A 24,555-nucleotide genomic window follows, 5' to 3' on the forward strand; every position below is an offset into this window, starting at 1 on the left:
AGCAAATCATATAAGGGGAGAGATTCACATGGGGATTTTTAAGAACTGGACGCGGTTTGAAATTATATGGCTGATCACTTTTACGCTGGTTAACATTTATCTTTTCTTTGCCTGGTCAGATTCACTTCTAGGCCTCATATCATCCATAAGCGGGATGTTATGTGTGGTTCTGGTGGCGAAGGGGAAGATTGCAAACTATTACTTTGGTATCGTGCAGACCTTAACTTATGCTTATATTGCTTACGGTTATGGTCTTTATGGAGAAGCCATGCTCAATGCCCTGTTTTATTTTCCGGTGCAATTTATCGGGATTTATCTGTGGAGACAGCATAAAACAAATCGGGATGTTAAAGGGGAAGATGTGAAGGTTAATAGTCTGACAACAAAGGGCTGGCTCTATACATTAGTATCCATTGTCGTCCTTACAATTGGATATGGGTATTTCCTTAGATATTTAGAGGGCAATTTTGTCTGGACGGATTCAGCTACAAACGTCCTTTCAATAACTGCGCAGATACTGATGCTGAAGAGATTTGCGGAGCAATGGCTCCTGTGGATTTCCGTTAATGTATTATCCATTATTCTTTGGGCAAGTGCTCTCATCTCACAGGGAGGCAATGACTTTTCGATGCTAGTCATGTGGACTGCTTTCCTGTTCAACAGCATTTATGGTTATATCAACTGGCGGAAATTATATGTGAAACAGAATAAGGAGGCGGTTTAAATGACAGTTGGGTTTATTGGAGGCAAGTTTCTCCCCCTGCATCTTGGCCACGTCTATGCCATCGTGCAGGCCTCATCCATCGTTGACGAACTGTACGTTGTACTGTCCCATAGCGAACTGCGTGACAGGCAATTGTGCCAGCGTTCTAAAATGGATTATATTCCGCCTCAGATCCGTTTGCGGTGGCTCAGTCAATTAACAAAAGATATGACGCATGTTAAGGTCATTTCCATTCAAGACGATCAGGGGAATGAAGATTACAACTGGGCTGAAGGTGCCGGGAATATAAAAAAGGCAATTGGAAAGCACATTGATTATGTCTTTAGTTCAGAGTATGAATATAGCGATATCTTTAATGAACTTTATCCTGAGGCGAAACACGAATTGATTGATCCGAATCGGGGACATGTGAATATATCAGCAACAGCGATCCGTAATGAAGGCGTCTTTCATCATTGGGAGTACATTCCTGACTTTGTTAAACCTTATTTCGTTAAAAAGGTTGTTTTGGTAGGAACCGAAAGCTGCGGGAAATCTACCCTGACAAGAAATCTTGCTAAAGTTTATAATACTTCCTATGTTGAGGAATATGGCCGAATTGTATGTGAAGAACTAGGCGGCTGCGAAGGTATCATAGTGAAGGAAGATTACCACAAAATCGCTTACGGCCATAAGCTTGAAGAAATGAAGGCGATTGAAAAAGCGAATAGGATTGTTTTTATCGACACAGAGGCAATCGTGACTCAATTTTACTCAAATCTATACAACAATGAGCATCAAACAGTGCTGGATGAAATAGCGAGCCTGCAGGATTATGACCTTTGGCTATACCTTGAACCTGATGTGAAATGGGTGGACGATGGACTTCGTGTTCATGGAGAGCACGATATAAGGCTCCAAAACAACGATGCTCTAAAAACACTGCTGAACAATCATAAGATTGATTACAAAACCCTGAGCGGAGATTATAAGGAACGGCTTCATAGTGCAATAGGGCATATTGAAGAGCTGCTAAAGCTTTAAAAAAGTGATTGACAAAAAAGCTAATATTATTTAACCTTTAAAAAAACCTAATGAAATACTTTCATTCGTATAACTCCAATAATATGGTTTGGAGGTCTCTACCAGGAACCAATAATTCCTGATTACGAAGAAGATACATGTGCTGTATTTTCTTCGTAATCAGGAATTTTTTTTTGTAAAAAATCTAGGAGGTCCAGCTATGAATTTTACTATTTTGCCTAAAATTGAACTTCACTGCCATTTGGACGGGAGTGTCAGACCAGAAACCATCATAGATATCGCCAAAAGAGAAGGCATTAGCCTGCCTTCCTTTGATAAAGAAAAAATCAAAGAAGAACTAATTGCCCCGTTGGATTGCGATTCCCTGGATGAATATTTAAAAAGATTCTCCATTCCAAACTTAGTCATGCAGTCAAAGGAAAATTTAAAAAGAATTTCCTTTGAGCTCTTTGAAGATGCAGCAAAGGAAAATGTGAAATACATGGAGGTCCGCTTTGCCCCATTACTTCATACGCGAAAGGGATTAACCGTAGAAGAAATCATCCAAAGTGTGATTGAAGGGATGAGAGAAGCAGAAGAAGAATTTGATATTAAAGGAAATATCATTTTGTCATGTATGCGAACGATGAGTGTGGAAAGTGCATTTGAGGTCGTCGAAAAGGGAAAGGCATTCCTCGGAAAAGGGGTTGTCGCAATCGATTTATGTGCATCCGAGGAGGAAGGCTTCTGCGGAAAATTCATTGAACCGATCGCACTGGCCAGAGAATATGGATACAAAGTTACCATCCACGCCGGTGAAACGGGAATCGGTAAAAATGTGCTGGAGGCCGTTGAATGGCTGGGAGCTGAAAGAATTGGACACGGTGTATTTATTAAAGACTGTGAAGAGGCGTACCAAATTGTGAAGGAAAAACAAGTGGTGCTAGAGCTATGCCCAACCAGTAATGTTCAAACCAAAGCTGTTAACCAATTCAGCGATCATCCCATTTACGACTTCCATAAGGATGGCATAAAAGTAACAGTTAATACGGACAACAGAACGGTATCAGATACAACAATGACAAAGGAATGTGATATAGTCTCAAATGAATTTGCTATGAGTGCTGAGGATTATAAACAAATATATATGAATAGTGTGGAAGCTTCTTTTGCGGATGAAGCGACAAAGGAAAAACTGATGGGAAATTTAATGGATATTTAAGTTTGAAAGAAGGTGTCTGCCCCTGCATAATTTTTAATGAGTGGGGGAGACACCTTTTTTAAAGGATAGAAAAAATACTCCAAGAACTTATTTTTCGGATGCAAACAATTTAAGCTTTTCCTTATCCAAAATAATCGTTCCTTCATATTTCATCCCGATTTTTTCAAGCAGCCCGGAGGAAGCCTGATTTTCCAAGGAAGTGATGGCAAGGATCCGTTTCAGATCCTGCTCCTCATGACCATATTTCAATGTAGCAGAAGCTGACTCGAACCCATAACCTTGCGTTTGATATGTTGATAAAAAAGCAAAGCCAATATCAACATTATCTAAAGTATCCCGTTTTATCAATCCGCACATTCCAATAGGAATGCTTCCTTCCTTTCGTTCAACCATAAAAAGGCCAAAGCCCATCTGGGAGTACATTTTCATGGGGCCGGAAACAATATAATTCTTAGCATCCTCGAGGGTACGTACACCTTTATCTCCAATAAAACGAATCCATGAAGGCTCATTTAAAAGTTCAAGAATAAAGGCTGCATCATCTGGTGTTAACCAGCGAAGAATTAATCGATCTGTTTCAAGTACTTTCAATTAAAGTAACACCTCTTTCAATTCTTTATACCTGTTTAACTGATTCGTAAAATTATTTTTTTCAGTCATGCTATAACAAATTATAAGTTAAGTTATTACATGAGCAAATTAAAAATTCCATTTTCTAGATTGGTAATTCTCCCATAGATTCACTAATGAGTTATCCCTGTAAACCTGTTAGCCTTGTAAGTGGCCTGTTTTTGCCTAAAAACTACAAACAGGAGGTTTACAAATGAAAAATTTAGTAACGTTTGTTGCTGCCATTTCACTCATTATGGGTTCATATAGCGTGTTTCCTGCTGATCATTTCGATGCTGAGACAGTGGGTCAAAAAGCCGCAGAAACACTGACATATAAAAAAGTAGAGGTTGATGCGAAGGAGTCATCATTAACGGATCATCGCTTCATCAAAGAGGAAGAAAAAAAACTGCTTGCCCGACTTGTACAGGCTGAAGCAAAAGGGGAGCCGTTTGAAGGGAAAGTTGCGGTTGCTGACGTAGTGCTGAATCGTGTCGAGCATGAACAATTCCCGGATACAGTCAAGGATGTTATTTATCAAAAGAATGCTTTTGAACCTGTTCAAAATGGTTCCATCAATGAGCCGGCAAGTAATGAAGCAGTTCAGGCCGTTGAGACAGCTCTTGTTGATAAGGAGCAAAACGAAGAGCTCCTATATTTTTATAACCCTGAAACAGCTACAAGCCAGTGGATCTTTTCACGTGAAGTTGTGAAAAAAATCGGCAATCATGCTTTTGCTATATAAAAGCGCGTACAGTCATAAAAGCTGCGCGCTTTTTTTATTGGCAATAAAAAATCAAAGTGAGGAGGAAATTTAAGAAAGGCAGCGAATTTTTTTTGAGGTAAATACTTCCATGAAGGAGATGTGAAAATGAATATCATTGTAATGGAATTACCACAAACTGAAGTTGCGTTTATCAGGCGTACCGGAAGTTATTTTGAACTGCAGGATCATTGGGGAGATTTGATTAGCTGGGCAAACACCAATGGGCTGAGGCCGCCGAAGCAATCTTTTATCGGCATTTCATTGGATAATCCTGAACTGGTGGAAAGCAAGGATTGCCGCCACGATGCCTGTGTTACCATTCCCGATGGTTTTGATAAAGAAAAACATCAAGAAGTGAAATTTAGAAAGCTGCCTGGCGGAGATTATGCTCTGTATCGTTTCTATGATATCCCTGATAAATTAAATGGCGCCTACCAATACATGTTTGGGGAATGGCTGCCCAATAGCGAATATGAACCGGATTACGATCGGTACAACCTTGAGTTTAATTTGAATAGTCCCGCTGAAGATGAAGAGGGGAAATGTAAGGTTGATTTATATGTACCAGTCAGAAAAAGAATTTCCTGATGCAGGGTACGACCTGAAGAATCTTCACATAAAATTCACCAATTATTAGCAGGAGGTAAATGATTTCCAGCGGATATTAAAGCACATCTTTGCAGGAGGTGTATTTTATGATTAACTTTGCATGGGGCTTTTTATTATGGATGTCAGCAACTATATTATTCCGTTTATTTGGACAAACTTTTTTAATTCCTGGACAGGTATTTTTAGTCCTCTCGATTTTTATTCTGGCGATTCCTTTGATTATAATTGCAACCTATCCTTACTATTATTTTAGGGAAATTCCAGAAACAGAACGTTTAAAGGCAGCTGTGCAAATTGCTCTCCCAGGAATGCTGCTGGATATATTAAGCATTATTTATTTTGCAAAAGTGTTTCCGAATTTAACTAATGATTCTCTTCCTTTATTCGCTTCCTGGCTGCTTTGGGCGTACAGTCTGATATTAATAACTGGATTTTCAATAAAAAATAATAACAAATGATATGTGAGGTGATAAAAAGGGGCTAAAATTTGGAGATCTTTTTAGTTACAAATCATTGATCTTTTCTCATGATATTATGAAGAACGGTAATCACATACGTTTGTTTTAAAAAAGCGCGGACAGCATAGGCTCCGCGTTTTTTGTTAGCAAAAAAATACTAAATTTAATTTTTAAAATTAGATATTTTGAATTTAAAATTTCCGGCATGACGTTAATCAATATCTAAGTCCGCTTTTCCATTTTTATCATAATATCTTCGCTGCTTTACACCTTTACTATCTTTTAAATCTTTAGATGATAATGGCTTCCCTGTTTTATCTAAGGAGGATTTAGTTGATGTCGACTGCGTTGAGTGATTTGATGTCTAGAACCATCTTTCTTTGCCTTTTCATATGCTTTTTCTGCAAAATACGCAGCAACTTTTCAATATCATAGGTGCCTGACCTAGTCTTTTTACTTCCGGGGTTTTTGGTTGTGGTTGCGTCCTTCCACGCTCCCCCTATATGAGCATCTTTACTCCTAAATACCATTTCCCCTTAAATAAATCTTAGCTCCGTGTGAGTATTGACCTTTTACTTCAGAATAAACTAATTCTTTTGCAACAGATTCATCATCTTTAAGAAGTTTGGTTTAAAGTTGTTTTTCCATATTTATTGCAGCCTTTAATATCTGTTTAGCGATAAAAGCTAGGAATAGGCTGTTGTGTACCTTTCCAAAGAAGCAAACATGTTAGGGATAAACTCGATAAGTCACGAAGAGACTCCCTAGTGTTTGTTTTCATGGATTAGGCTTAGCAGACGAAATGCTCCTGGAGTTTAATCTATTCTTTGCAGACTCCACAAGCGTTCTTAATGCAAGAAAGAGGGAAGGGGGTAACAAAATAAATCTTTCAAATGGCGAGCGGATCAATGTTCCTGAATCAATGTCCACACTAAATATAATCAAACAAAATATACTGTTCTTATTAGGACTTGAAGAAATAAAATACAGGCAGCCATCGTTTACAGAACTGATAGTGGCATAAATACCATTTAAGCTAATCTTTTGATCAGCTGTTGAATTAAAATAAAGTTCGATAATCTATAAAAAAGTTTGGTTAAAATTCCTGTATTGATATACAGGAATTTTTTATTCTGCAATCGGGCCAGATTGCGGAAAAAGCGATCGTTGACTTAGACATCATAAATATAGAAATTAAATAAATCGTCGCATTTACATCACTCTGTGTTTTATTTAGACTATAAAAGTCAGAAAATTAACAATGTTATTATACTATCTTTACGGCTACCAAATAACAAAGGGGAGAGAATCTTGAGAAAGAAAATATGTATTATAGGCAGTGGCACAGCAGGTTTACAGCTGGCTTATTCTCTTAGAGAAGAATTTGATGTGACTGTTATTCACTCAAACTCTTCGGATAAGATCCGAAATGGACGAATTTTATCTACCCAAGTACACTTTGGTTCAACAAGAACCCGTGAAAATCGCTTTAAAATGCCAAAGTGGGAAGATAAAACTCTTCTCAAAAGTATCCATATGACAATTGGTAAACAAAAACTATTTGTTGGAAAGCTAAAAGAGCCAGCATTATCTGTTGACCAGCGTTTCTACTTTTCACACTGTTTGAAGGATCTTGAAAACAAGGGTGTCTCTTTTCGACTTTTAAGAGTAAATAAAGAACGGGTAGAAAGTTTGGTAGATGAGTTTGATTTAATAATTGATTGTACTGGAAAATCGGGCCCTCTCTTTTCATTTCCTATTGAAAAGGAGTTTTCTCCCTTCCAAGTGCCTCAACGAAAATGCATCGTTGGTTATTTTTTGGGGGTGAAGCCAGTTCATCCTCTTGGTATAAGCGTAACAGTTCTGCCTGAAATAGGTGAAATGTTTGAGATTCCTGCAATCACAGAACACGGGCCTGTTACTATATTGTTCATTATGGCAATTCCAGACAGAGAGTTAGATGTATTTAAAGAAATTAAGCACGAAAAAGAATTTACAAATCAAATGAAAAATGTAACAAAAAAATATTTCCAAGATATCCATGAACGTATCGAACAAGATATCTTTGCTCTTTCCGATGAAAATGCCTTCCTTAAGGTTGCCATTAAGCCTGTAATTAGAAAACCTTACGTAACGTTTAAAAACAAACTAATAGTTGGTTGTGGAGATAGTGTTTTTCTTAATGATCCGATTACTGGCCAAGGCTGTAATCTTTCTTCCCATTGTGCTGAACAATTGTATGAGACCTTGATTCAATATAGAAATTCAAAATGGGACATCCAACTTGGAGAGACATATTGGAATCGTACAAAAACATTTGTAAAAGAAGTAACAGCATGGACAAATGCAATGACTCAGGTACTGCCTGAGCATGTTGTTCAAACCCTGTTATCGGGCGCAGAAAATCAAAAGTTCGCAGATGAAGTTGCAGAATGGTTTGCAAATCCACGAAAAGCTTATGAAGCTTTTTTCCAACCACTACATTAAGAACAGAACAAAATAAAAAACCTAATTTCTTTTTGAGGATATGGCAGCTCCCATTTCTACTAATAATCCCAAAATGAAGAAAGAACCAGGCTATTATAAATAGCTGGTTTAATACATGAAGGAAAAAAAGGTATATTAAATATCTATATCCAACTGTTGGAAACGGACACTTCCTTAGATCTCCCTTATAATTACCGACATAGGAACGGATTGATAGCCATACTTTTTATGACTATAAAATATTTAAAACCCTACGAACAACCCTTGATGTCCTTGCATAACTACCATCTTCAGTAGAAAACAGCGTGAGTGGTGGAAATTCTTCGATTTGGCGATATATGAATCTATCAAAGAAGAGGGTGCCGGATTATATGTGGATCTAAATCGGTTAATTGATGAAATTACATACACCCAAATGCTCCAAAATGGTTTTTTCAACAAGTTCAGGGATTTCTAACGAAATATAATATTAATAAACCTATAAAACAATCAACTTTGTATGCTGGACCTAGTATGGTCTGATGAGTGAAACTACATTTCGTAAAAATTGTTTTTTACGATAAAATAGTATTCATAAAGACACTATTTCAAACTTTAGTAAAATGTGCTAAAGACTTTTTCATCTTTATAAGTTGTCCTCTTCGCCTCTTCCAATCTCAATAGGATTACAAAAAAAGGTGCATGCCCTCTGTTAATTTATACGTTAACAAGTGTGGGGCAAGCACCTATTTACTACCATCCATTTTAAAATCCAATTACCATCAATTCCTCAACTAGTTTATAATAAAAATGATGTCCTCATGGATAATAGTGGTCTCTACTGACCCCAAGATGTTTAAGAAGGTGAAAAAAATCAACATCATCGAAACAAGGGTGAGAAGTTTCATTGAAGATATTCAGCACCCGAAGCAAAAGAAGAAGTTAAACATAAACGATTTAGAATTTCAGCTGCGAAAATTGCTGGATGATTATTACGAAATGGATGGTTATTCGCTGTTTTATGAAGCCATTCAATCATTGCAAGATGAAGGGCAGCTGACTCCTATACATAATAATCAACACAATGGGAAAACACCGTCTTTGCCTTTATATTACTGGGTTAATGTGAAGGCTCAAGCCGACAAATGGGACCGGCTCGGGATGATGAAGCTGAGTGATCTGTTTGATTTTTCATTTTATGAAAGGCACCCGGAATGGCAGACGAAAGAGGAATGGAGCCGTATTCAGAGTTTATATGGTTTTCTCCAATCCAGCGGTGAACGGGAAGTCGTTTCACTAGAAGAACGAAGCCTGGAGCTGTTCGGCCATGAAGAATTCCTGCATGACGGGGTCAGTTTTCCTGATGGAAAAGGCTTTTTAGCCCGAATTGGCGTATCTGAAGAGCAGCTGAAAGTAGTGAAATACGGGGAGCCTTTTGTATTTTGGATGAAGCAGGGAAAAGAAATCAAAGATATTCAGAGAGTGCTGATTGTCGAGAAACTATCATTCTTTCATACTTCCATTCAATTATTGGAAAGTGATCTGCTTGATTATGAGCCGGAACTCATCATTTATGGGGAAGGCACTAAAATTGAACGGAGCTTTTCGTTTTTCTTTAAAATTTTTCCGGCTAAATCGTATCTCTTCTACTATGCAGGAGATCTTGATGCGGCAGGATACGGGATCATGACCCGGCTGATTGAAAAATACCCGGATTGCTGCATTCAGCCTGCATTAAAGATTTATCGTAAAATGCTTGAATGTCTGGATCAAAGAAATGAACAGAAATCTGGCCAGCTTCAAAATCTTAAATACCGAGATGCGTTCTTCAGGTGGTTTACGAAAGAAGAGCAGGAACTCTTAATGCAATTATGGCAGGAAAAAAAACGGATTCCTCAGGAAGTCTTAACAATTGAAACATGGAGGAGATGGATGTGAACGAATCATGGGAAGGATTCGCCCAGCGGATGCAGCGATTGAACCCGCTGTTTGAACTTGGGAGAGGAATGGAAGTCGGAGAGCTGAAGCCTCATATCCAAACGATTCTGATGCAGGTGCTCCTTACCATTTTTTATCGGGAATTGAATGATGATGATCATCGGAGAAAATCGGATATTAAGTATATGGTCGAAGATTCAATTAAGCAAATGAAGCTTTTGGCCGATGAGAAGCAGGTTGAACGGATCACAAGCGGGCTTCTGTATCAGGGGAAAGAAGAGTACAGCAGACCTTTTGAAGCCCTATATTACGATGAAATCAGGCAATCATGGGAGACTCAGGTTTTCCGCTATGTGACGATGGATGAATTATATACGAACCTGGAGATAGGCGGATCCATTGTCTACAAGCTCACCGATGTCTCACAGGAGATGATTTTCATGAGCAGGGAAATGGCAGAGGAATTCTCGATCACCATTGAACAGCTTTATAGTATGCAGCTGATAAAAAACGGTAATTTCCGCAAAGCTACTCGAAACCTCGATCACCTCATTTCACGGGTTAACCGCTTAATGGCAAAAGAATTTTCCTTTCAAAAAGAAATGATCAATAATCCCAAAATCTTATTGATGGAAGAAGAAATGCAAAGGGCTGATAACCGTGCGGAAATTGAAAAGCAGTTCGAAGAAGAGAAGAATCACTTCCGCACCATCAGCAGCATGATTGAGAAAACGAAACGAAGAAATGAGGAAGATGATCTTATTCAAAAAGAATTGATCCTTCTCCAGGAAAAGATCGGCCATACAAGGCAGCTGCATGACCGTTTCGCAAAGCTTGTGATTCAAAATATCTCTTATGAAATGAAGCTGAAAGCGGAAAACCCATCCCTGTTTTGGGAAACGAGCCTTGTTTCATTCAGGGAACATATTTATGAGAACTGGTTCATGAAAGAAGGGTTTTCTTCATTCGATAGAGTTGAAAAAGTATTAGGTCCTTTATTTTCGCCAAGGAATGAATTTATCTTACCTTTGGACTGGATTTGGGGAGAGCAGGAATTTGATGAAAAGCAGCTGACAGAGGTAATGGAGGAAGAAGCGCAAGAGGAAAGCATTATCCATCAGAGGGTAACGAACTGGGATTCTGTCATCAAGGCCTGGAGCTATGTGTTTCAATATTTGCAGACATACGGAGAGTTTTCCTTGGCTGATTTAACGACATTGCCGCTCGAAGTCCAGGATTTATGGTTTGAAGAATCGGAAACGATTGATTTATGGATGATGTTTGATAAAAAACCGCTGAAGGTTCAGGTGCTGCATCGGAAAGAAGAGTCATTAAGTGATGAACGGGAGATTCTCCTCTTTAAACTGATGCAGGAATACCCGCAATTCCAGGTGTTTGAAGGCTTGAAAATTTATACCGAATTTGATCATCGGGCTGAACCCTTCCTCTGGTATAAAATGAAAATCACTCCGTTTAAAATTTGTGTACAGGAGGAGAAATGATGAGTGCAGATAGTATCAAGAAAGCATCAGCAATTTATTTTACGCTTTTAAAAGACAAAGTCATCGACGAAAACAGCGAGCACTTTCAGGCGTATTTCGATCCTGATGTAAGACAGACGGTACTTTTATTGGCAGACGAATCCGGCACCTTTATCATTGAATCGCCAAAACGGATTCAGCTCGTCGTGCAGCCGACCGGCTCTGTTTTTGCTACAAATTTTACTCATATGAAGGATAGGCATAAGCAGGTTGAAACGAAGAAACATTTTCACCTGATGAGCGTAGTCATTATGGCATTCCTGGCAAGCATCGACCGCAGCCAGGCGGCTAAAATCCGTACGAAGCGTGAAGGGATTAGCTTCTATACCCTGGAACGGCAAGTCAATGATGTCATCATGAATTGGGATAGCATACTTAAGGTAAAGCAGGATTTTGGAGAAGAGGAAAAAATTGATATGAAGGATGTTGTGACAACATGGAAATACATGGAGGTCGACACCGATGATTATGGATCTAAGAAAGCCAATCGCCGGACGCGTATCGGTTTGATTGCAAGCAGTATGCGTCTTTTGGAGACAGAAGGACTTATCGTCATTCTCGATCGGGAGGATATTCCAAAGGCGATTCCGAAACAGGAATTATTTGAGCGGATTGAATATTTGTATCATGATTATGACCGTTATGAAATGTTCAAGGAATTAATAACGACAGAGGAGGATCAGCATGCCGAAAATCCATCGAATTAGAATTGCCGGCCTGAAATATGATGGCATGCAAAAGCAATACAAGGATACAACATTTAACTTCCATAATGAAGAGACCTCCACAAATGGCCTTATTTCCATGATGAATGGAGGAGGGAAAGGGGTTTTCCTGCAGACCATTTTCCAGATTCTTAAGCCAGGAACTTCTTGGGGAAAGCAGAATAATCGCTATTATCAGCAATTCTTTTTTAATAATAAAGAGCAATTCATTCCTTATACCTTTCATGTTCTTATGCAATGGGAGCTCGACGGGGCTGATTGCAGGCATTTGGTGACGGGCGGAATGTTTTCAGCAGAACAGCGGATTTCCATGAACGAAGAAGGCGGAGAAGCCAAAACACTTGAACAGGAAGCAAAAATTGTCCCGAATATTACGTTTTATACAAGGGAGTTTGAACGGAAAGAAGAAGCATCCCTTGAACATATTCCGCTCTATGAAGATGGTGAACTGGCTGATACGGAAGGCCTGAAGGATTATTTAAAATGGAATGGCTATGATGTCTACCGCGATACAAAGAAGCACTACCGCATCCTTGATACATACGGCATTAACCGCAAAGACTGGGATATTATGAAAGACATTAACAAGGATGAAGGCGGCGTTGGAAAGTTTTTTGAAGGCGCTGAGGATGATCATTCCCTGTTCCAAAAGCGGATTATTCCTACAGTCAGTCAGATCCTGCACCGAACGGAGCATCAGAAGAACGATCTGGTGGAGATTTTTAAGAGTCAGGCAAGTATTGCAAAGGACCTGCCTGTTTTGCTCAAAAGAGAGCAGGCTCATAAAGAGTTCCTGGAAGATATTATTCCATTTGAAGAGAGTCTGGCAAAGGGCATCAAGCATAAAGAAATTGTTGAAGACAGCATTAAGGTCGGGAGACAGCTGCTTGGTGCTTTGGAGCATTTGAAGAAAACGGAAGAAGAAACACTCATTGAGCTGGAAAAGGAAATCGAAAAATTAACGGGCAAGCAAGTGGAACTGCGCTTTCAGAAAGATAACCTTGAGTATGCAAAAGCTCACCGGGAAGTGCTGGATTGGGAGAAGAAACTAGGGGAAGAACAGAAGAAGCATACGATCCTGCAGGAAACGGTGAAAGAAAAGCAGGAGCGAAAAGATGAGCTGGCTTTTCACCTTTTATTGAAAGAATGGCATGAAGGGGAACAGAGCATCCGCGCTCTTTCCCAGCAGATTGTGAAGCTTGAGCAAAACAGCGGCCTGGAGCAAGTGAATCAAAGAATGGATGAAATCAAAAAAGAAGCGGCACAGCATTGGGAAAAATCCGCCGCAGCTATTAGGGAAGCCGTTCAGCATTATTCCGGATATCAGAAGTTTTTAAAGAAGAAAACAAACGAACTGTCAAAGCAGGATAAACAAAAGACCCGGGAGATTGCCCAGCTTCGTACGGAAATTGATTTTCTTTATACTAAAATTCATGAATTTGAATCAAAAGAAGAACAACTTATCAAAGAATTCGGTGATCGCTTAACCTATGATTTACAGGGATTTATCGAAAATCTTAACAAGCAGATAGAAACCAAAAAAGAGGCTGTCGAAGATTTACAGGCAAAAGAGAAACAATCAAATGAAAAGCAAAATCAGCTAGCATCTGCGCATGGTACGCTTGCTCAATCCATTCAGTTTTCTGAAGAGAAGTGTAAAGAGTTAAAGATGAAAAGTGAAGAGATGCATCGAAAAGAAGCGAAGCTGTACGATAAGCTACAAGTTGTGCTTGACGATGTCTCAGCGCAGTTCACGAATGCTCTTTTATCCAAATATGCCCAGCAGGTGGAAGAGCTCCTCGTTCAAAATCGTGAGCAAGGGGAAGAAATAAAGAAAGCGCTCTGGGAAACGCAGCTGGATTTTGCTTTGAATGATGAGCATTTCTGGATTGCGAATAATGATGTGAAGGAACTGAAGGAATGGATTGATGAGAAAACAGGGATAGATGTGTTCTACGGCTCACAATTTCTGCAATCTTTAAAACCGGATGAAATGGCTAGCTACATGCTCACTCATCCGCTCCTGCCCTACGGCTTAGTGGTCAGCAGGCCGCAATGGGAAAAAGTGAATAAACAGGTCCTTGCAGGAAGAATGTTTAAGAGCCCTGTCCCGATTTTTATGAGGGAAGAAATGGCGGGCGAAAATCAGCAAAATACGTTTGTGATGATCACCGGTACGGAGAAGGAACTTCTGACAGATAAAAATCAGTTCACGAACTGGAAAATTAAGATTGCCAAAGAAATAGAAGAAAAAAAAGATGCACTTCTAGAAATGGAACAAACAGAGAGTTCTCTCCGCCGCATTTTAAAAGAAATCGACCGTTTCCTTTCCAATGACCTTGCGGGTGATATTGAAAGAGCGCTGCTTCAGGAAAAAGAAGCCCTGCTTTCCAAGAAAAACGAATTACAGGCCATCATCGTTCAGGAGGAAAAAGAAAAAGAACGGCAGCTGGGACTTAGAGATCAGCTTGAAAAGACGAAGGAAAAGATTGAAAATCTATCTAAAGATGTGGAGTCTCTGGAAAGCTTTAATCGTGAAAAGTCGCTGCACCTTGAAAATAAACGGGTAAAGCAGGAAAAAGAGAAACAAAAGGAAGCTTTCGAAAGTGTACAGAAAGAGCTTGCAAACGAGCATCAGACCATCATTGATCTGCAGGAAAAGTGGAGCCAAACGTACTTGGAATGGAAGCTATCAGCTGAGCAAAATATTAAGGAGATTAGCTTCTTTATTGATGGTGCGGTTTTTCCAGCCGCTGAGAAAGCAGAAGCTTCTGAAGAGGTTCCGCGATTATCATCGCATATGCTGGAAGAAATCATTGGAAGCATTGAGGAGCTTAAACAGCTGCAAAAATCAAAAGAAGAACAAGCCAGTGAATTGCTGGCGATCCAGGCGACAAGAGAATCGGAGCAAAAACAGCAAAAGAAGCTGGAGAAAAAACTTCATGCTCTTAACGAAGAGTGGAAGGATGCGTCTGTACCGGATGAACCTATGAGTATTTTGGAAAAGATGGTTCAAACAGCTGCAAAGGAAACAAAGGCAGCAGAGAAAGAAGAGCGAGAGCAGGGAACAGCTGTAACAGTTGCTGACACTTCTTTAAAGCATGCGAAGGCGCAGCGTGATAAGACTGTTAAAAAAGTGGCCAAGCATGATAAACAGCCTGAAGAATGGGAAGAACTTGATCTGGAAGTGAAGACGGTTGAGATTACAGACCAGACCAAACAGACGAATGCAGAAATTAAGAAAACGGAAGAGCGCAAAAAAGAGACGGAGCAAAACATTGCTGAGTTTGAAAACAATCAATTGCATCTATCTGTAATCCTTAAAGAGGAAGCAGCAGCTTTTACGGATGAAGATATTGAAAAAATAAAGAGCCAGGGAAAGCAAAGCATCATTTCCTGGAGTGAAAAACATCAGGGTATCCAGGATGAAGGCCAGGAGAAGCACGCAAAAATTGAACAATCCCTGCGCAATTTAAAACTCAATATTGAAGGCAAGGATTGGGAGATCCGCTTTAAGAATGAAGTCTTAACTACGCTTGATCATATGGATACGAGGCATTATGCACATATTCAAAGTGTGGTCCAAAACATGAAGCGCTTCTCACAGAGCGGCTTAGAGCAGCTGGAACGCGATAAAGAACGGGCAGAAAAGGCGCAAAACTTCTGGGCAAGCCGTGCGAGTATGAAGGTGATGAGTATTTCGGAAGCGATTCGCTCGATGATTGCGAAAATGAAGCTGAAGAATGAACGGGGGTCTTTCCCGCTCGTCCAGCTCAAAGAAGACATCCTGCCTAAAAAAGCGGAAGATATTGAACCTTTACTGAAACAGCATTTTGTTTCGGCCATTAACAAAATTACGAAACGATTCGAGATGATTGATGACCATAATCTGGAGCTGGATCAGGAAATCAAACAGCTCATCAGTGATGAGCAGATTTTATTTGTCTCCCTCAGGAATCGTTACCCGGAACTGCTGGTATATAATATGCGTACTGATAATGCCTTCATGTATGGAAAACCGCAGCGTGAGCATTATTCAACCTGGCAGACGATCAACCAGGGTTCAAAGACGAAATCGGATGGCAGCGGCGGCCAAAAGTTATCTGCCCGCATGGTCATGATGATGATGCTTCTTTCGGTTAAGAGTGAAACTGATCAAAGCTGGGTTCCGTTAGTCTGTGATAATCCGTTCGGACAAGCGGCTTCTGCCCATGTGCTTGACCCGATTTTCGCTGTAGCTGATAAGCTGAAGTTTCAATTCATCGTCGTTACTCCGCCTGAGTTGGTGAAAACAGAGATCAGCCAGAGGTTTGATGCGTACTATAAATTGGATTTCATCCGGGAAAAAGGGAAAGAGATTGTGTCGGATACGATTGTACCGGCATTTCGAATTTATCAGGGAGAGGAAGCAGTTCATTAGATTAAAGGAATTAAAGTATTGCCATCTTGCAAAAAATATGCAATACTTGGTTGAAAATAATATTTTATACAAATTCTTATCCAGAGAGGTGGAGGGACTGGCCCTGCGAAGCCTCAGCAACCCCTGATTATGTCAGGAAGGTGCTAATTCCAACAGAGTTGACGCTCTGGGAGATAAGAGGTCGTTTTTGATAATAAAGGCCTCTTATAAAGAGGCCTTTTTTTGATGTTCTTTTTAGGTTGATCTCGGTTTAGATAATAACGAAGAAAGAGGAGGAAAAACAAAATGGAAAACAGTGTTATACAGGTACCGGAAGCATATTCGAGAATATTACAGGATTCTGATGTGCTGGGTTTCGGGCAATCATGTGATCGAAAAACAGGGTTTTTACTAAAGGGGCTGGCTGCCTCCAAACCAGGAGGAAGCTTTTTGGAGCTGGGCACAGGTACGGGGGCATCTGCTTCCTGGATCATAGATGGGATGGATGAAAGCAGTAAGCTAACAACCGTTGACATTGATTCGACAGTTCAATCCATCGCGAAAAAAAACCTCGGGTATGACAGCAGAATTACATTTTGCTGTGAGGACGGAGCAGCTTTTATTCAAAACCTGTCGGAAAGGTTCGATTTTATTTTTGCAGATACGTGGCCAGGGAAATTCGAGCTTCTGGACAAAACCCTGGATCATTTAAATATCGGCGGTTTTTATGTGATTCATGATGTGTTTCCGCAGCAGAAATTGCCTGAAGAATTTCGGATCAAAGCCACTAAACTCCTGAAAACACTGCAGGACAGACCTGACCTGGACATTACAGAATTGGATTGGTCTACTGGGCTGATACTGGCAGTGAAGACAGCGGTTTGATAGTTTATTAAGGGGGGACGTTCCATGAGTAGCGTTAAAAATCAGGTTAAACATGTATTGTATGAAGGTGAAACCATTATTGAATGTCTAAGCTGTTCATTAGTGGCTCATTTCTGTTTAGCACCGCATCCAGGCTTCTTTGCGGCAACAAACAAAAGACTGCTGTTTTATGGAATTCCTGCATCAGGAACAACCAAGGATTTAGTTGAAGAATTTGCGTATATCAATATAACTTCCATTGAAGAAAAAAGGGGAATCACCGGCAGGCATATTCATATGTACTATAACCAGGACTTGTATAAATTTCAGCAAATCCAGGGGATGAATATGTTTGATTTTATGGCAGCGGTTAAGGAAAAGATGTGTATGTTTGCTGCTTCGGCAAAAGAGCGTTATCCCGTAGGATAAACGCCCTTTTAAATTGTGGAATTTATAGCTTAGCTTAGTTGCTCAGACAACTTTTCCATGATTTAGCGATTAACTGGACTCCTCTCTCAATCTCGTCCATCGAGGGTGCGCCATATCCAATCATCACATGATGGTTTGGCTTGTGCAGCTGATACATAGGCGAAACAGCATCGATTTCAACACCTGCCGACTTTGCCAGTTCAATTGCTTTCGCTTCATTCAATCCTTCGGGTAATTTCACGATGATATGCAAGCCCGCTGTATCTCCAATTATGTCAAAGTGGTCTCCTAAGTGTTTTGACAGGCTTTCTATTAAACAGCTCCGCTTGGATCGATATAACGTTCTCATTTTTGCTATATGAGATATATAAAGTCCTTCTTCCATAAATTTTGCAGCAGCCTGCTGATCGATTCTTGAAACATTCGTCTTTTGGTAAGCATTAAATTTTTCAAAGTCTTGCTGCAGAGATACTGGCATAATCAGATAGCTGATCCGAAGTGATGGCAGCAATGTTTTTGAAAAGGTGCCAAAGTACAGTACCCGCCCGGTTGAATCCAAATGGGACAATGCCGGGATTGGTGCCCCTTTGTAGCGGAATTCAGAATCATAGTCATCCTCGATAATATAAGCGTCCTGTTTGATTGCCCAATTTAACAGCTCAATCCTTCTAGCAATAGACATAATTGTACCGGTAGGGTATTGATGAGCAGGTGTCGTATACAATAATTTTATTGGCTCTTCAGCATCAGGCACACAGCATCCATCCTCATCCACAGAAATCGGATAACAAGGCAGCTGTAATTGATCAAAAACAGATCTTGCCCGAATAAAACCTGGATCTTCAATCCCGATGGCTTTCCGCTTAAAAAACAAACAGACATTTAACAGCTGCGGCTGAAATCCGCTGAATAGATACACTTGTTCCGGCTGACAGGCTAGCCCTCTAGCTTGCTGAAGGTATTGTGCAATTTGAACACGCAAAGAATATTCACCCTGCCACGGGCCATTGCTGGCATTGGATTCCTTAAGCTCTTTTCGATAAAGTCTATTCCATTGTTTGTAAGGAAATGCAGAGGCATCAATCTGCCCATTTTTAAAATTAATGAGAAACTCTTGCTGATCTCTTTTCTCCAGGCCCATTGTATTAATCTGACTATAATGCATTTCATCCTGAATTTCAGAAACAAAATAGCCTTTGCGTTCTGCTGAATAACAGTACCCTTCACTCTGCAATTGTTCGTAAGCCATCTGAACAGTTATGATGCTTACGTTTAATTGTTCAGCCAGCCTCCGCTTTGCAGGAAGTCTTTCATGAGCTGACAATTTTTTATCTAAAATCGCCAGCCGAATTTGTTCATAGATTTCTTTATACTTTATTCCATTTTCCGAAAGCAGAATTTGAAGCTCCATCAAATCATTCCCTGGTATTATATTAAAATTCATTTTTGGTTATTTTTATCATACCAGAAATCGGTTTTAATTGATTCAAGGAGAGTGATAGCATGCGAAAATTAGAAAACAATGTTGTGCAGTTAATTCCTATGGAACTTGATCATGTTAAAGGAATTTGTGAAGCAGCTCAGGATAAACGAATATGGGACCATATGTCTGTTGATTTAACTGAGAAAGGCCGGGTCATTCATTATGTCAAAGATGCCATACAAAGACGGGAGCAAGGCACCGATTTTGCTTTTGTCATTATCCATAAAAATACAGGGAAGATCATTGGCGCTACTTGGTTTCTCGATATTTCAGCCCAGCATAAACATCTAGAAATCGGCTCCACTTGGATGAACCCTATTTATTGGCGCACGAATTTCAATACAAACTGTAAATATTTGTTATTGAAATACTGTTTTGAAGAACTGTCACTTAATCGCGTCCAAATCAAAACCGGACATGAAAACATCCGATCACAGAAAGCGATAGAACGAATCGGTGCGGTAAAAGAAGGCATTCTTCGAAATCATATGATAAGAAAAGAAGGGACTATTCGTCATACTGTCCTGTATAGTGTCATAAAGGAAGATTGGGCAAAAGTAAAAAAACTTTTCCAGGAGCACTTGCTTATATAGTTTTTGTGGAGCATCTCAGGCAAGAAGTTTATAATGAATAATAAAACTGCTGGAAGGGTGTGGATACAATGAGTGCTGGTTCTTTTTTTCCTGATAATATCAAAGGGGCGCTTCAGAATACTCCCCCTGGGGAGTGGATTCCGGAGATTCCAGATAAGTGTATACGCCTGCATTGCGGCTATCCAGCTCCTGCCCTTATACCTGATGAAGAGGTAAAGGCAGCTGTTAACAGTTTATTAGAGGAAGAACATGATTTGCCGCTCCATTATATAGGAAGTCCCAAAATAATAAAACTCAAGGAACAGGTTTTAAAGAGGTTGAAAGAGCGGGGGGTATCTGTTACGGAAAAAGAGCTTTTGATCACTTCAGGTGCCTGTCAGGCGATCGATTTGATTGCCCGCATTCTCCTGGATGAGGAGTCAATCGTGGCAATAGAATCACCTACTTATATGGAGGCTTTAGAAATTTTCCAAAATTACACCAAACATATAATTAGTATTCCTGTAGACAAGCACGGACTTCAAACAGGTGTATTGGAAGAGATTCTAGAGGATAGGAAGCAAAAAGGGCTCACTCTGCCGCGTTTTCTTTATACAATCCCAACCTTTCAAAATCCTACAGGCACTACGATGACAGGAGAGCGCCGGCAGCATGTATTGGAGCTTGCCAAAACATATAATTTCCTAATAGTTGAGGATGATGCTTATGGGGAATTATCATTTAATAAAAGTTTCCCCACTTTAAAAGCAATGGATCAAAACTCTCAAGTTCTGCATGTTGGTTCCTTATCCAAGATAGTGGCCCCGGGCATGCGTATAGGATGGATAGCGGGAGCAAGTGAAATAATCCATGCATGCGCCTGGTTTAAAAAAGATCTGAACCATCCGTTTGCTCAAGCTGCCATGGCTGTTTATTTAGCAAACACAGATTTAAATAATAAACTAGTAACCATGAGAGATACATACCGGTCCAAATGCAATGTTCTGACCTCCGCACTGGAACAGTACTTTCCTGAATCAGCTTCCTGGTATGTGCCCGAAGGGGGGTACTTCGTGTGGATGAAAATTCCCGGTGCCGATACATCGGAACTGCTGACACATGCCCTGGCAAAGGGGGTATCTTTTATTCCTGGCAAGTACTTTTTCAAAGATCAGGCAGACGGAACGGAATTTCTGCGCCTTTCCTTCAGTTATGCGGATGAGAAGGAAATAACTGAGGGGATTCGCAGGCTGGGAAAAGCCGCAGAGGCCTATCTTTAATGAAAATATTTCTATGGAACTTTTAAAAATGAAGAGGAATAAAGGAAACAAAGCCTAATTATCTTGGTATTGTAAGCCAGAAATTAGGCTTTTTCTTTAAATCCAGTCAGTGATAGATGTAAATAAATTATAGTCTTACCCGAACCTCAGAACCGTCCTTAGCTTTGACATCTACTATCACGAGCCCCTTTTGATTTTTCAGTTCCTTGACAATAGGCTTTAGCGCTTCTTTATCTATTAATGGAAATGTAAAGTCCAGTCTTTTTCTTTCGAAGTGCACTTTTGTCCATTTGTTTACATTTTGATGAAACAATTTTGAACAAAAAATGGAAATAGCAATGTTTAAAATTGCATATGGAATTGGGATGGTTAACCGAACATCTTTTGCTTTCACTTTTACATGCAGCATAATCAACTCACTAATCAATGATGACCGAAACGGTATCTCCGTTTGCCGATTTAATATCAACGATTTGGCCGTCTAATTCATTTTCGATTGCTTCGATAATAAGGCTTATGTCTATATCTTTAACGTATTTTTCTGACTGAGGGATACTCGCTGCGATGCTGTGTCCAGCCATTAATACTGCCTTAACAAGTTTTATTGGCAAATTGACCGTGACGTTATCATTTTCGGCGGATACAACACGGATTTTTAAAGTTTTATCTAAATATTTAGTTGTTTTTAATGCTGGCTTATTACCTGTTTCTTCTTTATCTTTTAATATTTGGATCAGTTCTGATCCCTTATCTGCATCAATCTTCCCTTCTTGAACCATTGTTAACACTCTCGTAATTTCTTCTTTCATGATAAATCCTCCCTATTCCTCTTTTAATAGCTTAATGGCTTCTTCTGGTGTGATTTCGCCATTTTCCAACATGGTGACAACTTTTTTCTCATCTGCTTCATTCTTCTTCTTCTGTACATATCCTAGGGATGATATGATGTCTGTTAGCTTGCCTCGAACCGTTGGATAGGATATCCCCAGTTCCTTTTCAACTTCTTTGATATTTCCTCTGCATGTTAAAAATACTTCCACAAAATGAAGCTGATCCTTTGATAATGATGCCAGTTTAGATAATTCAAACTCATTTTCAATCGTTGTGTGACAATGAGAGCACTGCAGCTTTGTAATTTTCAATGTTTTACTGCAAACAGGACAATCTGTGATTAATTTATAAGCCATAATGAAATTCCTTCCTTTTATTTGAATTGATTATATAATAATGAATCAAATAAATAAATAATTAAAATGAAAAAAATTAATAATTTTAATTAAAAATTTAAATTTATTGATTTTTTAGGTGAAATGCAGAGGTTTTGTGAAAATATCCTAATAAAGGGAAAATAAAATATTCATAGAAAGTAATCAGTGATGCATTTAAATATTTTCTAGCTGAAGGAGTGATTTTCAATGCATTTTCGAAATGCAGATGAAAAAGATTTACAAGCTATTGTCCGCTTGCTTGCCGATGATGAATTAGGAGCAAAGCGTGAGAGGTATGAAGACCCGCTGCCGGATTGTTATTATAAAGCATTTAAGGCAATAGAAGCACAGGCGGGAAATCAGATTATTTTGGCGATAGACGGTCAGGCTGTGATTGGCTGCCTTCAATTAACAATCATTCCTGGGCTGGCACGTCAAGGGATGAAACGAGCACAAATTGAAGGGGTGCGTGTTGATCAGCACTGCCGTGGTAAAGGGGTGGGGGAAGCCTTGTTTAAAGAAGCGATTGCCATAGCAAAGTCTGAGGAGTGTGGTCTTGTTCAATTGACGACTGATAAGGAGCGTGATGATGCACATCGTTTTTATCATAAGCTGGGGTTTATGGCGAGTCACGAAGGGATGAAACTAATCTTTTAATCCGGAACCTTATTACTTATTTAGTCGCGATTTTTGTACAAGATAGAATACTAGCTAAATACGGAAGAATCATTTTGAAGGAATACTGAATAATTTTTCGTCATATGGAGATTATATAGTTGAATTCAAAAAGGAGGAATGATGTGGAAACAAGCATGAGTGTTGAAGAAGTATTGACCGGGATCTCTGAACTGTTGGAAAAAGAAGGGCAGCCGCCCCGAAAGAAGCAAGTAAAAAAATCAAACCCAGAGTTAATGAAAAATGCATTGTATTATTTTCCGAGCTGGGAAAATGCAGTAGAGCAGTCTATAGGATCTTAACCTCAAAGTGTACATAATATGTGTTTGTTCAATTTAAAAGAGAATGCTGAGACCACAGAAGATGCCTTCCTTATGGGAAAAGGAAGGCATCTTCTGTGGTTTTATAAATTAGGGGTTAAAAAACCCTGTCACCATTAAAAATCGAATTTTTAACAATAACGTAATCGACATGGCGGATGGCATCCAGCCTGTTGCCGCCTGCATAAGAAATGGAGGACTGAAGATCCTGCTCCATTTCTTTCAGGGTATCTGCTAAAAATCCTTTGTGCTCTACTAAAATTCTTTTGCCTTCAACATTTCTCTTTTCGCCTTTTTGAAATTCAGAGGCTGAGCCAAAGTATTCTTTATAGAGCTTTCCGTCTTTCTCATTCTCGATGGTTTTTCCAGGAGATTCCTCATGTCCTGCAAATAAGGAACCAATCATCACCATTGTTGCACCAAATCGAATCGATTTAGCGATGTCACCATGGGTGCGAAGACCTCCATCAGCTATAATCGGCTTGCTTGCTGCCTTTGCACACCAGCGAAGTGCAGCTAACTGCCAGCCGCCCGTCCCAAATCCAGTTTTAATCTTTGTGATGCACACCTTGCCAGGTCCTATGCCAACTTTTGTAGCATCAGCTCCAGCATTCTCTAATTCTCTGACGGCTTCGGGGGTGCCGACGTTGCCGGCAATCACAAAGCTTTGAGGAAGGTATTTCTTAATATGCTGGATCATTTGGATGACAGCATTGGAATGGCCATGAGCTATATCAATGGTAATGTATTCGGGTGAAAGCTTTTCATCAGCAATCTGCTGTATAAATGCATATTCGCCTTCTTTGACCCCTACACTGATCGAAGAGTATAGCCCTCTCGCCTTCATGTCTTTTATAAAAGAAATTCGCTTCTCCGGTTCGAAACGATGCATGATATAGAAATACCCGTTCTCTGCTAAGTATATGGCAATTTTCTCATCTACAATCGTCTGCATATTAGCAGGCACCACCGGAAGCTTAAACGCACGTCCCCCCAGGAATGCCGTTGTATCACATTCAGATCGGCTATTGACGATACTTTTTGCGGGAATTAATTGAATATCTTCATAATCGAATACATTTTCCATAGTAATCCTCCTATTGAAAACAAAGCTGATACGCACATCCATTGCAAGGATAGGTTTTTCAGTTTCAATTGATCTTATACAAGCACCTATGGAAGCATCATTAAAAAAGAGCTTAGAAAATTCCTAAGCCCAATGGATAATAGGGGGTCGAATTGTGAGGGTTCGACCAATTTAATTT

The 24,555-nt window shown here is 39.7% G+C and carries 23 protein-coding genes, 1 pseudogene and 2 riboswitches; of the genes and pseudogenes, 17 read left to right on the forward strand and 7 right to left on the reverse strand.

Annotated elements, in window-relative coordinates; genetic code table 11:
• The first annotated feature begins 28 nt into the window (after positions 1-28).
• The 3 genes from pnuC (at position 29) to add (ending at position 2,948) form a co-directional block, all read left to right on the forward strand.
• Positions 29-724, forward strand: a complete 696-nt coding sequence (gene pnuC / locus A361_RS11045; RefSeq protein ID WP_009330535.1) for a nicotinamide riboside transporter PnuC — start codon at positions 29-31, stop codon at positions 722-724.
• On the forward strand, positions 725-1,747 hold the full coding sequence (nadR, locus tag A361_RS11050; RefSeq protein ID WP_009330534.1) for a multifunctional transcriptional regulator/nicotinamide-nucleotide adenylyltransferase/ribosylnicotinamide kinase NadR: 1,023 nt from the start codon (positions 725-727) through the stop codon (positions 1,745-1,747).
• A 45-nt stretch (positions 1,748-1,792) separates the two neighbouring features.
• Positions 1,793-1,892, forward strand: a riboswitch (purine riboswitch).
• A gap of 54 nt (positions 1,893-1,946) precedes the next feature.
• A complete protein-coding gene (gene add / locus A361_RS11055) occupies positions 1,947-2,948 on the forward strand; it encodes an adenosine deaminase (RefSeq protein ID WP_009330532.1) in 1,002 nt (333 codons plus the stop codon).
• A gap of 87 nt (positions 2,949-3,035) precedes the next feature.
• On the opposite strand, the gene A361_RS11060 is transcribed toward add, so the two are convergent.
• A complete protein-coding gene (locus A361_RS11060; RefSeq protein ID WP_019381971.1) occupies positions 3,036-3,539 on the reverse strand; it encodes a GNAT family N-acetyltransferase in 504 nt (167 codons plus the stop codon).
• A 232-nt stretch (positions 3,540-3,771) separates the two neighbouring features.
• Here A361_RS11060 and A361_RS11065 point away from each other — a divergent pair, with 232 nt between their 5' ends.
• The 3 genes from A361_RS11065 (at position 3,772) to A361_RS11075 (ending at position 5,390) form a co-directional block, all read left to right on the forward strand.
• Complete coding sequence (locus A361_RS11065; RefSeq protein ID WP_019381972.1) at positions 3,772-4,302, forward strand: cell wall hydrolase; 531 nt, start codon at positions 3,772-3,774, stop codon at positions 4,300-4,302.
• A 126-nt stretch (positions 4,303-4,428) separates the two neighbouring features.
• A complete protein-coding gene (locus A361_RS11070) occupies positions 4,429-4,911 on the forward strand; it encodes an AraC family transcriptional regulator (RefSeq protein WP_019381973.1) in 483 nt (160 codons plus the stop codon).
• A gap of 107 nt (positions 4,912-5,018) precedes the next feature.
• Complete coding sequence (locus A361_RS11075) at positions 5,019-5,390, forward strand: DUF5367 family protein (protein WP_019381974.1); 372 nt, start codon at positions 5,019-5,021, stop codon at positions 5,388-5,390.
• A 422-nt stretch (positions 5,391-5,812) separates the two neighbouring features.
• Here the strand turns inward: A361_RS11075 and A361_RS31450 are convergent.
• Positions 5,813-5,999 (reverse strand): annotated as a pseudogene (locus A361_RS31450) (toxin C-terminal domain-containing protein); the annotation flags it as partial.
• A 702-nt stretch (positions 6,000-6,701) separates the two neighbouring features.
• On the opposite strand from A361_RS31450, the gene A361_RS11090 reads away from it, so the two are divergent.
• The 7 genes from A361_RS11090 (at position 6,702) to A361_RS11120 (ending at position 17,752) form a co-directional block, all read left to right on the forward strand.
• On the forward strand, positions 6,702-7,877 hold the full coding sequence (locus A361_RS11090) for a styrene monooxygenase/indole monooxygenase family protein (RefSeq protein ID WP_019381977.1): 1,176 nt from the start codon (positions 6,702-6,704) through the stop codon (positions 7,875-7,877).
• Between the two features lie 843 nt (positions 7,878-8,720).
• Positions 8,721-9,794 carry a Wadjet anti-phage system protein JetD domain-containing protein gene (locus tag A361_RS11095; RefSeq protein ID WP_019381978.1) on the forward strand — a complete coding sequence of 358 codons (1,074 nt, stop codon included), beginning with the start codon at positions 8,721-8,723 and terminating at the stop codon, positions 9,792-9,794.
• Entirely contained in the window at positions 9,785-11,296 is a 1,512-nt protein-coding gene (locus A361_RS11100; protein WP_236888064.1) for a hypothetical protein, read from the forward strand. Before A361_RS11095 ends, A361_RS11100 begins: the two co-directional genes overlap by 10 nt.
• The gene (locus tag A361_RS11105) at positions 11,293-12,042 is read left to right on the forward strand and encodes a DUF6063 family protein (protein ID WP_157888533.1); all 750 of its coding nucleotides are present in this window, start codon (positions 11,293-11,295) and stop codon (positions 12,040-12,042) included. Before A361_RS11100 ends, A361_RS11105 begins: the two co-directional genes overlap by 4 nt.
• Positions 12,020-16,480, forward strand: coding sequence for a hypothetical protein (locus tag A361_RS11110; protein ID WP_019381981.1), 4,461 nt, complete (start codon positions 12,020-12,022; stop codon positions 16,478-16,480). The genes A361_RS11105 and A361_RS11110 overlap by 23 nt, the downstream gene beginning before the upstream one ends.
• 73 nt (positions 16,481-16,553) lie before the next feature.
• A riboswitch (SAM riboswitch) is annotated at positions 16,554-16,660 on the forward strand.
• A gap of 105 nt (positions 16,661-16,765) precedes the next feature.
• The gene (locus A361_RS11115; RefSeq protein WP_009330520.1) at positions 16,766-17,344 is read left to right on the forward strand and encodes an O-methyltransferase; all 579 of its coding nucleotides are present in this window, start codon (positions 16,766-16,768) and stop codon (positions 17,342-17,344) included.
• A gap of 24 nt (positions 17,345-17,368) precedes the next feature.
• Entirely contained in the window at positions 17,369-17,752 is a 384-nt protein-coding gene (locus A361_RS11120) for a PH domain-containing protein (protein ID WP_019381982.1), read from the forward strand.
• 34 nt (positions 17,753-17,786) lie between these two features.
• On the opposite strand, the gene A361_RS11125 is transcribed toward A361_RS11120, so the two are convergent.
• Complete coding sequence (locus A361_RS11125) at positions 17,787-19,163, reverse strand: PLP-dependent aminotransferase family protein (protein ID WP_019381983.1); 1,377 nt, start codon at positions 19,161-19,163, stop codon at positions 17,787-17,789.
• Positions 19,164-19,255: 92 nt separating this feature from the next.
• Here A361_RS11125 and A361_RS11130 point away from each other — a divergent pair, with 92 nt between their 5' ends.
• Together A361_RS11130 and A361_RS11135 are read left to right on the forward strand one after the other, a co-directional pair.
• A complete protein-coding gene (locus A361_RS11130) occupies positions 19,256-19,828 on the forward strand; it encodes a GNAT family N-acetyltransferase (RefSeq protein WP_019381984.1) in 573 nt (190 codons plus the stop codon).
• Positions 19,829-19,896: 68 nt separating this feature from the next.
• Positions 19,897-21,087 (forward strand): PLP-dependent aminotransferase family protein, encoded by a 1,191-nt coding sequence (locus tag A361_RS11135; protein ID WP_009330516.1) that lies wholly within the window; start codon positions 19,897-19,899, stop codon positions 21,085-21,087.
• Positions 21,088-21,214: 127 nt separating this feature from the next.
• Here A361_RS11135 and A361_RS11140 read toward each other — a convergent pair whose 3' ends face one another.
• Genes A361_RS11140 through A361_RS11150 form a run of 3 tightly spaced genes read right to left on the reverse strand, consistent with a single transcriptional unit; the run spans position 21,215 to position 22,274 of the window.
• Positions 21,215-21,496, reverse strand: coding sequence for a hypothetical protein (locus tag A361_RS11140; RefSeq protein WP_009330515.1), 282 nt, complete (start codon positions 21,494-21,496; stop codon positions 21,215-21,217).
• Between the two features lie 10 nt (positions 21,497-21,506).
• Positions 21,507-21,896 carry an SHOCT-like domain-containing protein gene (locus A361_RS11145; protein ID WP_019381985.1) on the reverse strand — a complete coding sequence of 130 codons (390 nt, stop codon included), beginning with the start codon at positions 21,894-21,896 and terminating at the stop codon, positions 21,507-21,509.
• A 12-nt stretch (positions 21,897-21,908) separates the two neighbouring features.
• Entirely contained in the window at positions 21,909-22,274 is a 366-nt protein-coding gene (locus tag A361_RS11150; protein ID WP_009330513.1) for a DUF2089 domain-containing protein, read from the reverse strand.
• 228 nt (positions 22,275-22,502) lie between these two features.
• Here A361_RS11150 and A361_RS11155 point away from each other — a divergent pair, with 228 nt between their 5' ends.
• Together A361_RS11155 and A361_RS30445 are read left to right on the forward strand one after the other, a co-directional pair.
• Positions 22,503-22,952, forward strand: coding sequence for a GNAT family N-acetyltransferase (locus A361_RS11155; RefSeq protein WP_009330512.1), 450 nt, complete (start codon positions 22,503-22,505; stop codon positions 22,950-22,952).
• 143 nt (positions 22,953-23,095) lie between these two features.
• Positions 23,096-23,272 carry a hypothetical protein gene (locus A361_RS30445; RefSeq protein WP_019381986.1) on the forward strand — a complete coding sequence of 59 codons (177 nt, stop codon included), beginning with the start codon at positions 23,096-23,098 and terminating at the stop codon, positions 23,270-23,272.
• Positions 23,273-23,387: 115 nt separating this feature from the next.
• Here the strand turns inward: A361_RS30445 and guaC are convergent, their stop codons facing one another.
• Positions 23,388-24,377: a GMP reductase gene (gene guaC, locus A361_RS11160; RefSeq protein ID WP_009330510.1), complete on the reverse strand. Its 990-nt coding sequence runs from the start codon at positions 24,375-24,377 to the stop codon at positions 23,388-23,390.
• Positions 24,378-24,555 lie beyond the last annotated feature (178 nt).

The organism is Cytobacillus oceanisediminis 2691 (genome assembly GCF_000294775.2).
GTDB classification, from domain to species: Bacteria; Bacillota; Bacilli; order Bacillales; family Cytobacillaceae; genus Cytobacillus; species Cytobacillus pseudoceanisediminis.

What these genes read in the sequence shown, in the direction of transcription:
- A361_RS11155 (WP_009330512.1), top strand. Translation starts at nt 22,503, where the DNA reads ATGCATTTTCGAAATGCAGATGAAAAAGATTTACAAGCTATTGTCCGC.
- guaC (WP_009330510.1), bottom strand. Translation starts at nt 24,377, where the DNA reads ATGGAAAATGTATTCGATTATGAAGATATTCAATTAATTCCCGCAAAA.
- pnuC (WP_009330535.1), top strand. Translation starts at nt 29, where the DNA reads ATGGGGATTTTTAAGAACTGGACGCGGTTTGAAATTATATGGCTGATC.
- A361_RS11150 (WP_009330513.1), bottom strand. Translation starts at nt 22,274, where the DNA reads ATGGCTTATAAATTAATCACAGATTGTCCTGTTTGCAGTAAAACATTG.
- add (WP_009330532.1), top strand. Translation starts at nt 1,947, where the DNA reads ATGAATTTTACTATTTTGCCTAAAATTGAACTTCACTGCCATTTGGAC.
- A361_RS11075 (WP_019381974.1), top strand. Translation starts at nt 5,019, where the DNA reads ATGATTAACTTTGCATGGGGCTTTTTATTATGGATGTCAGCAACTATA.
- A361_RS11140 (WP_009330515.1), bottom strand. Translation starts at nt 21,496, where the DNA reads ATGCTGCATGTAAAAGTGAAAGCAAAAGATGTTCGGTTAACCATCCCA.
- A361_RS11120 (WP_019381982.1), top strand. Translation starts at nt 17,369, where the DNA reads ATGAGTAGCGTTAAAAATCAGGTTAAACATGTATTGTATGAAGGTGAA.
- A361_RS11070 (WP_019381973.1), top strand. Translation starts at nt 4,429, where the DNA reads ATGAATATCATTGTAATGGAATTACCACAAACTGAAGTTGCGTTTATC.
- A361_RS11145 (WP_019381985.1), bottom strand. Translation starts at nt 21,896, where the DNA reads ATGAAAGAAGAAATTACGAGAGTGTTAACAATGGTTCAAGAAGGGAAG.
- A361_RS11125 (WP_019381983.1), bottom strand. Translation starts at nt 19,163, where the DNA reads ATGGAGCTTCAAATTCTGCTTTCGGAAAATGGAATAAAGTATAAAGAA.
- A361_RS11065 (WP_019381972.1), top strand. Translation starts at nt 3,772, where the DNA reads ATGAAAAATTTAGTAACGTTTGTTGCTGCCATTTCACTCATTATGGGT.
- A361_RS11115 (WP_009330520.1), top strand. Translation starts at nt 16,766, where the DNA reads ATGGAAAACAGTGTTATACAGGTACCGGAAGCATATTCGAGAATATTA.
- A361_RS11105 (WP_157888533.1), top strand. Translation starts at nt 11,293, where the DNA reads ATGATGAGTGCAGATAGTATCAAGAAAGCATCAGCAATTTATTTTACG.
- A361_RS11130 (WP_019381984.1), top strand. Translation starts at nt 19,256, where the DNA reads ATGCGAAAATTAGAAAACAATGTTGTGCAGTTAATTCCTATGGAACTT.
- A361_RS11100 (WP_236888064.1), top strand. Translation starts at nt 9,785, where the DNA reads ATGGATGTGAACGAATCATGGGAAGGATTCGCCCAGCGGATGCAGCGA.
- A361_RS11110 (WP_019381981.1), top strand. Translation starts at nt 12,020, where the DNA reads ATGCCGAAAATCCATCGAATTAGAATTGCCGGCCTGAAATATGATGGC.
- A361_RS11135 (WP_009330516.1), top strand. Translation starts at nt 19,897, where the DNA reads ATGAGTGCTGGTTCTTTTTTTCCTGATAATATCAAAGGGGCGCTTCAG.
- nadR (WP_009330534.1), top strand. Translation starts at nt 725, where the DNA reads ATGACAGTTGGGTTTATTGGAGGCAAGTTTCTCCCCCTGCATCTTGGC.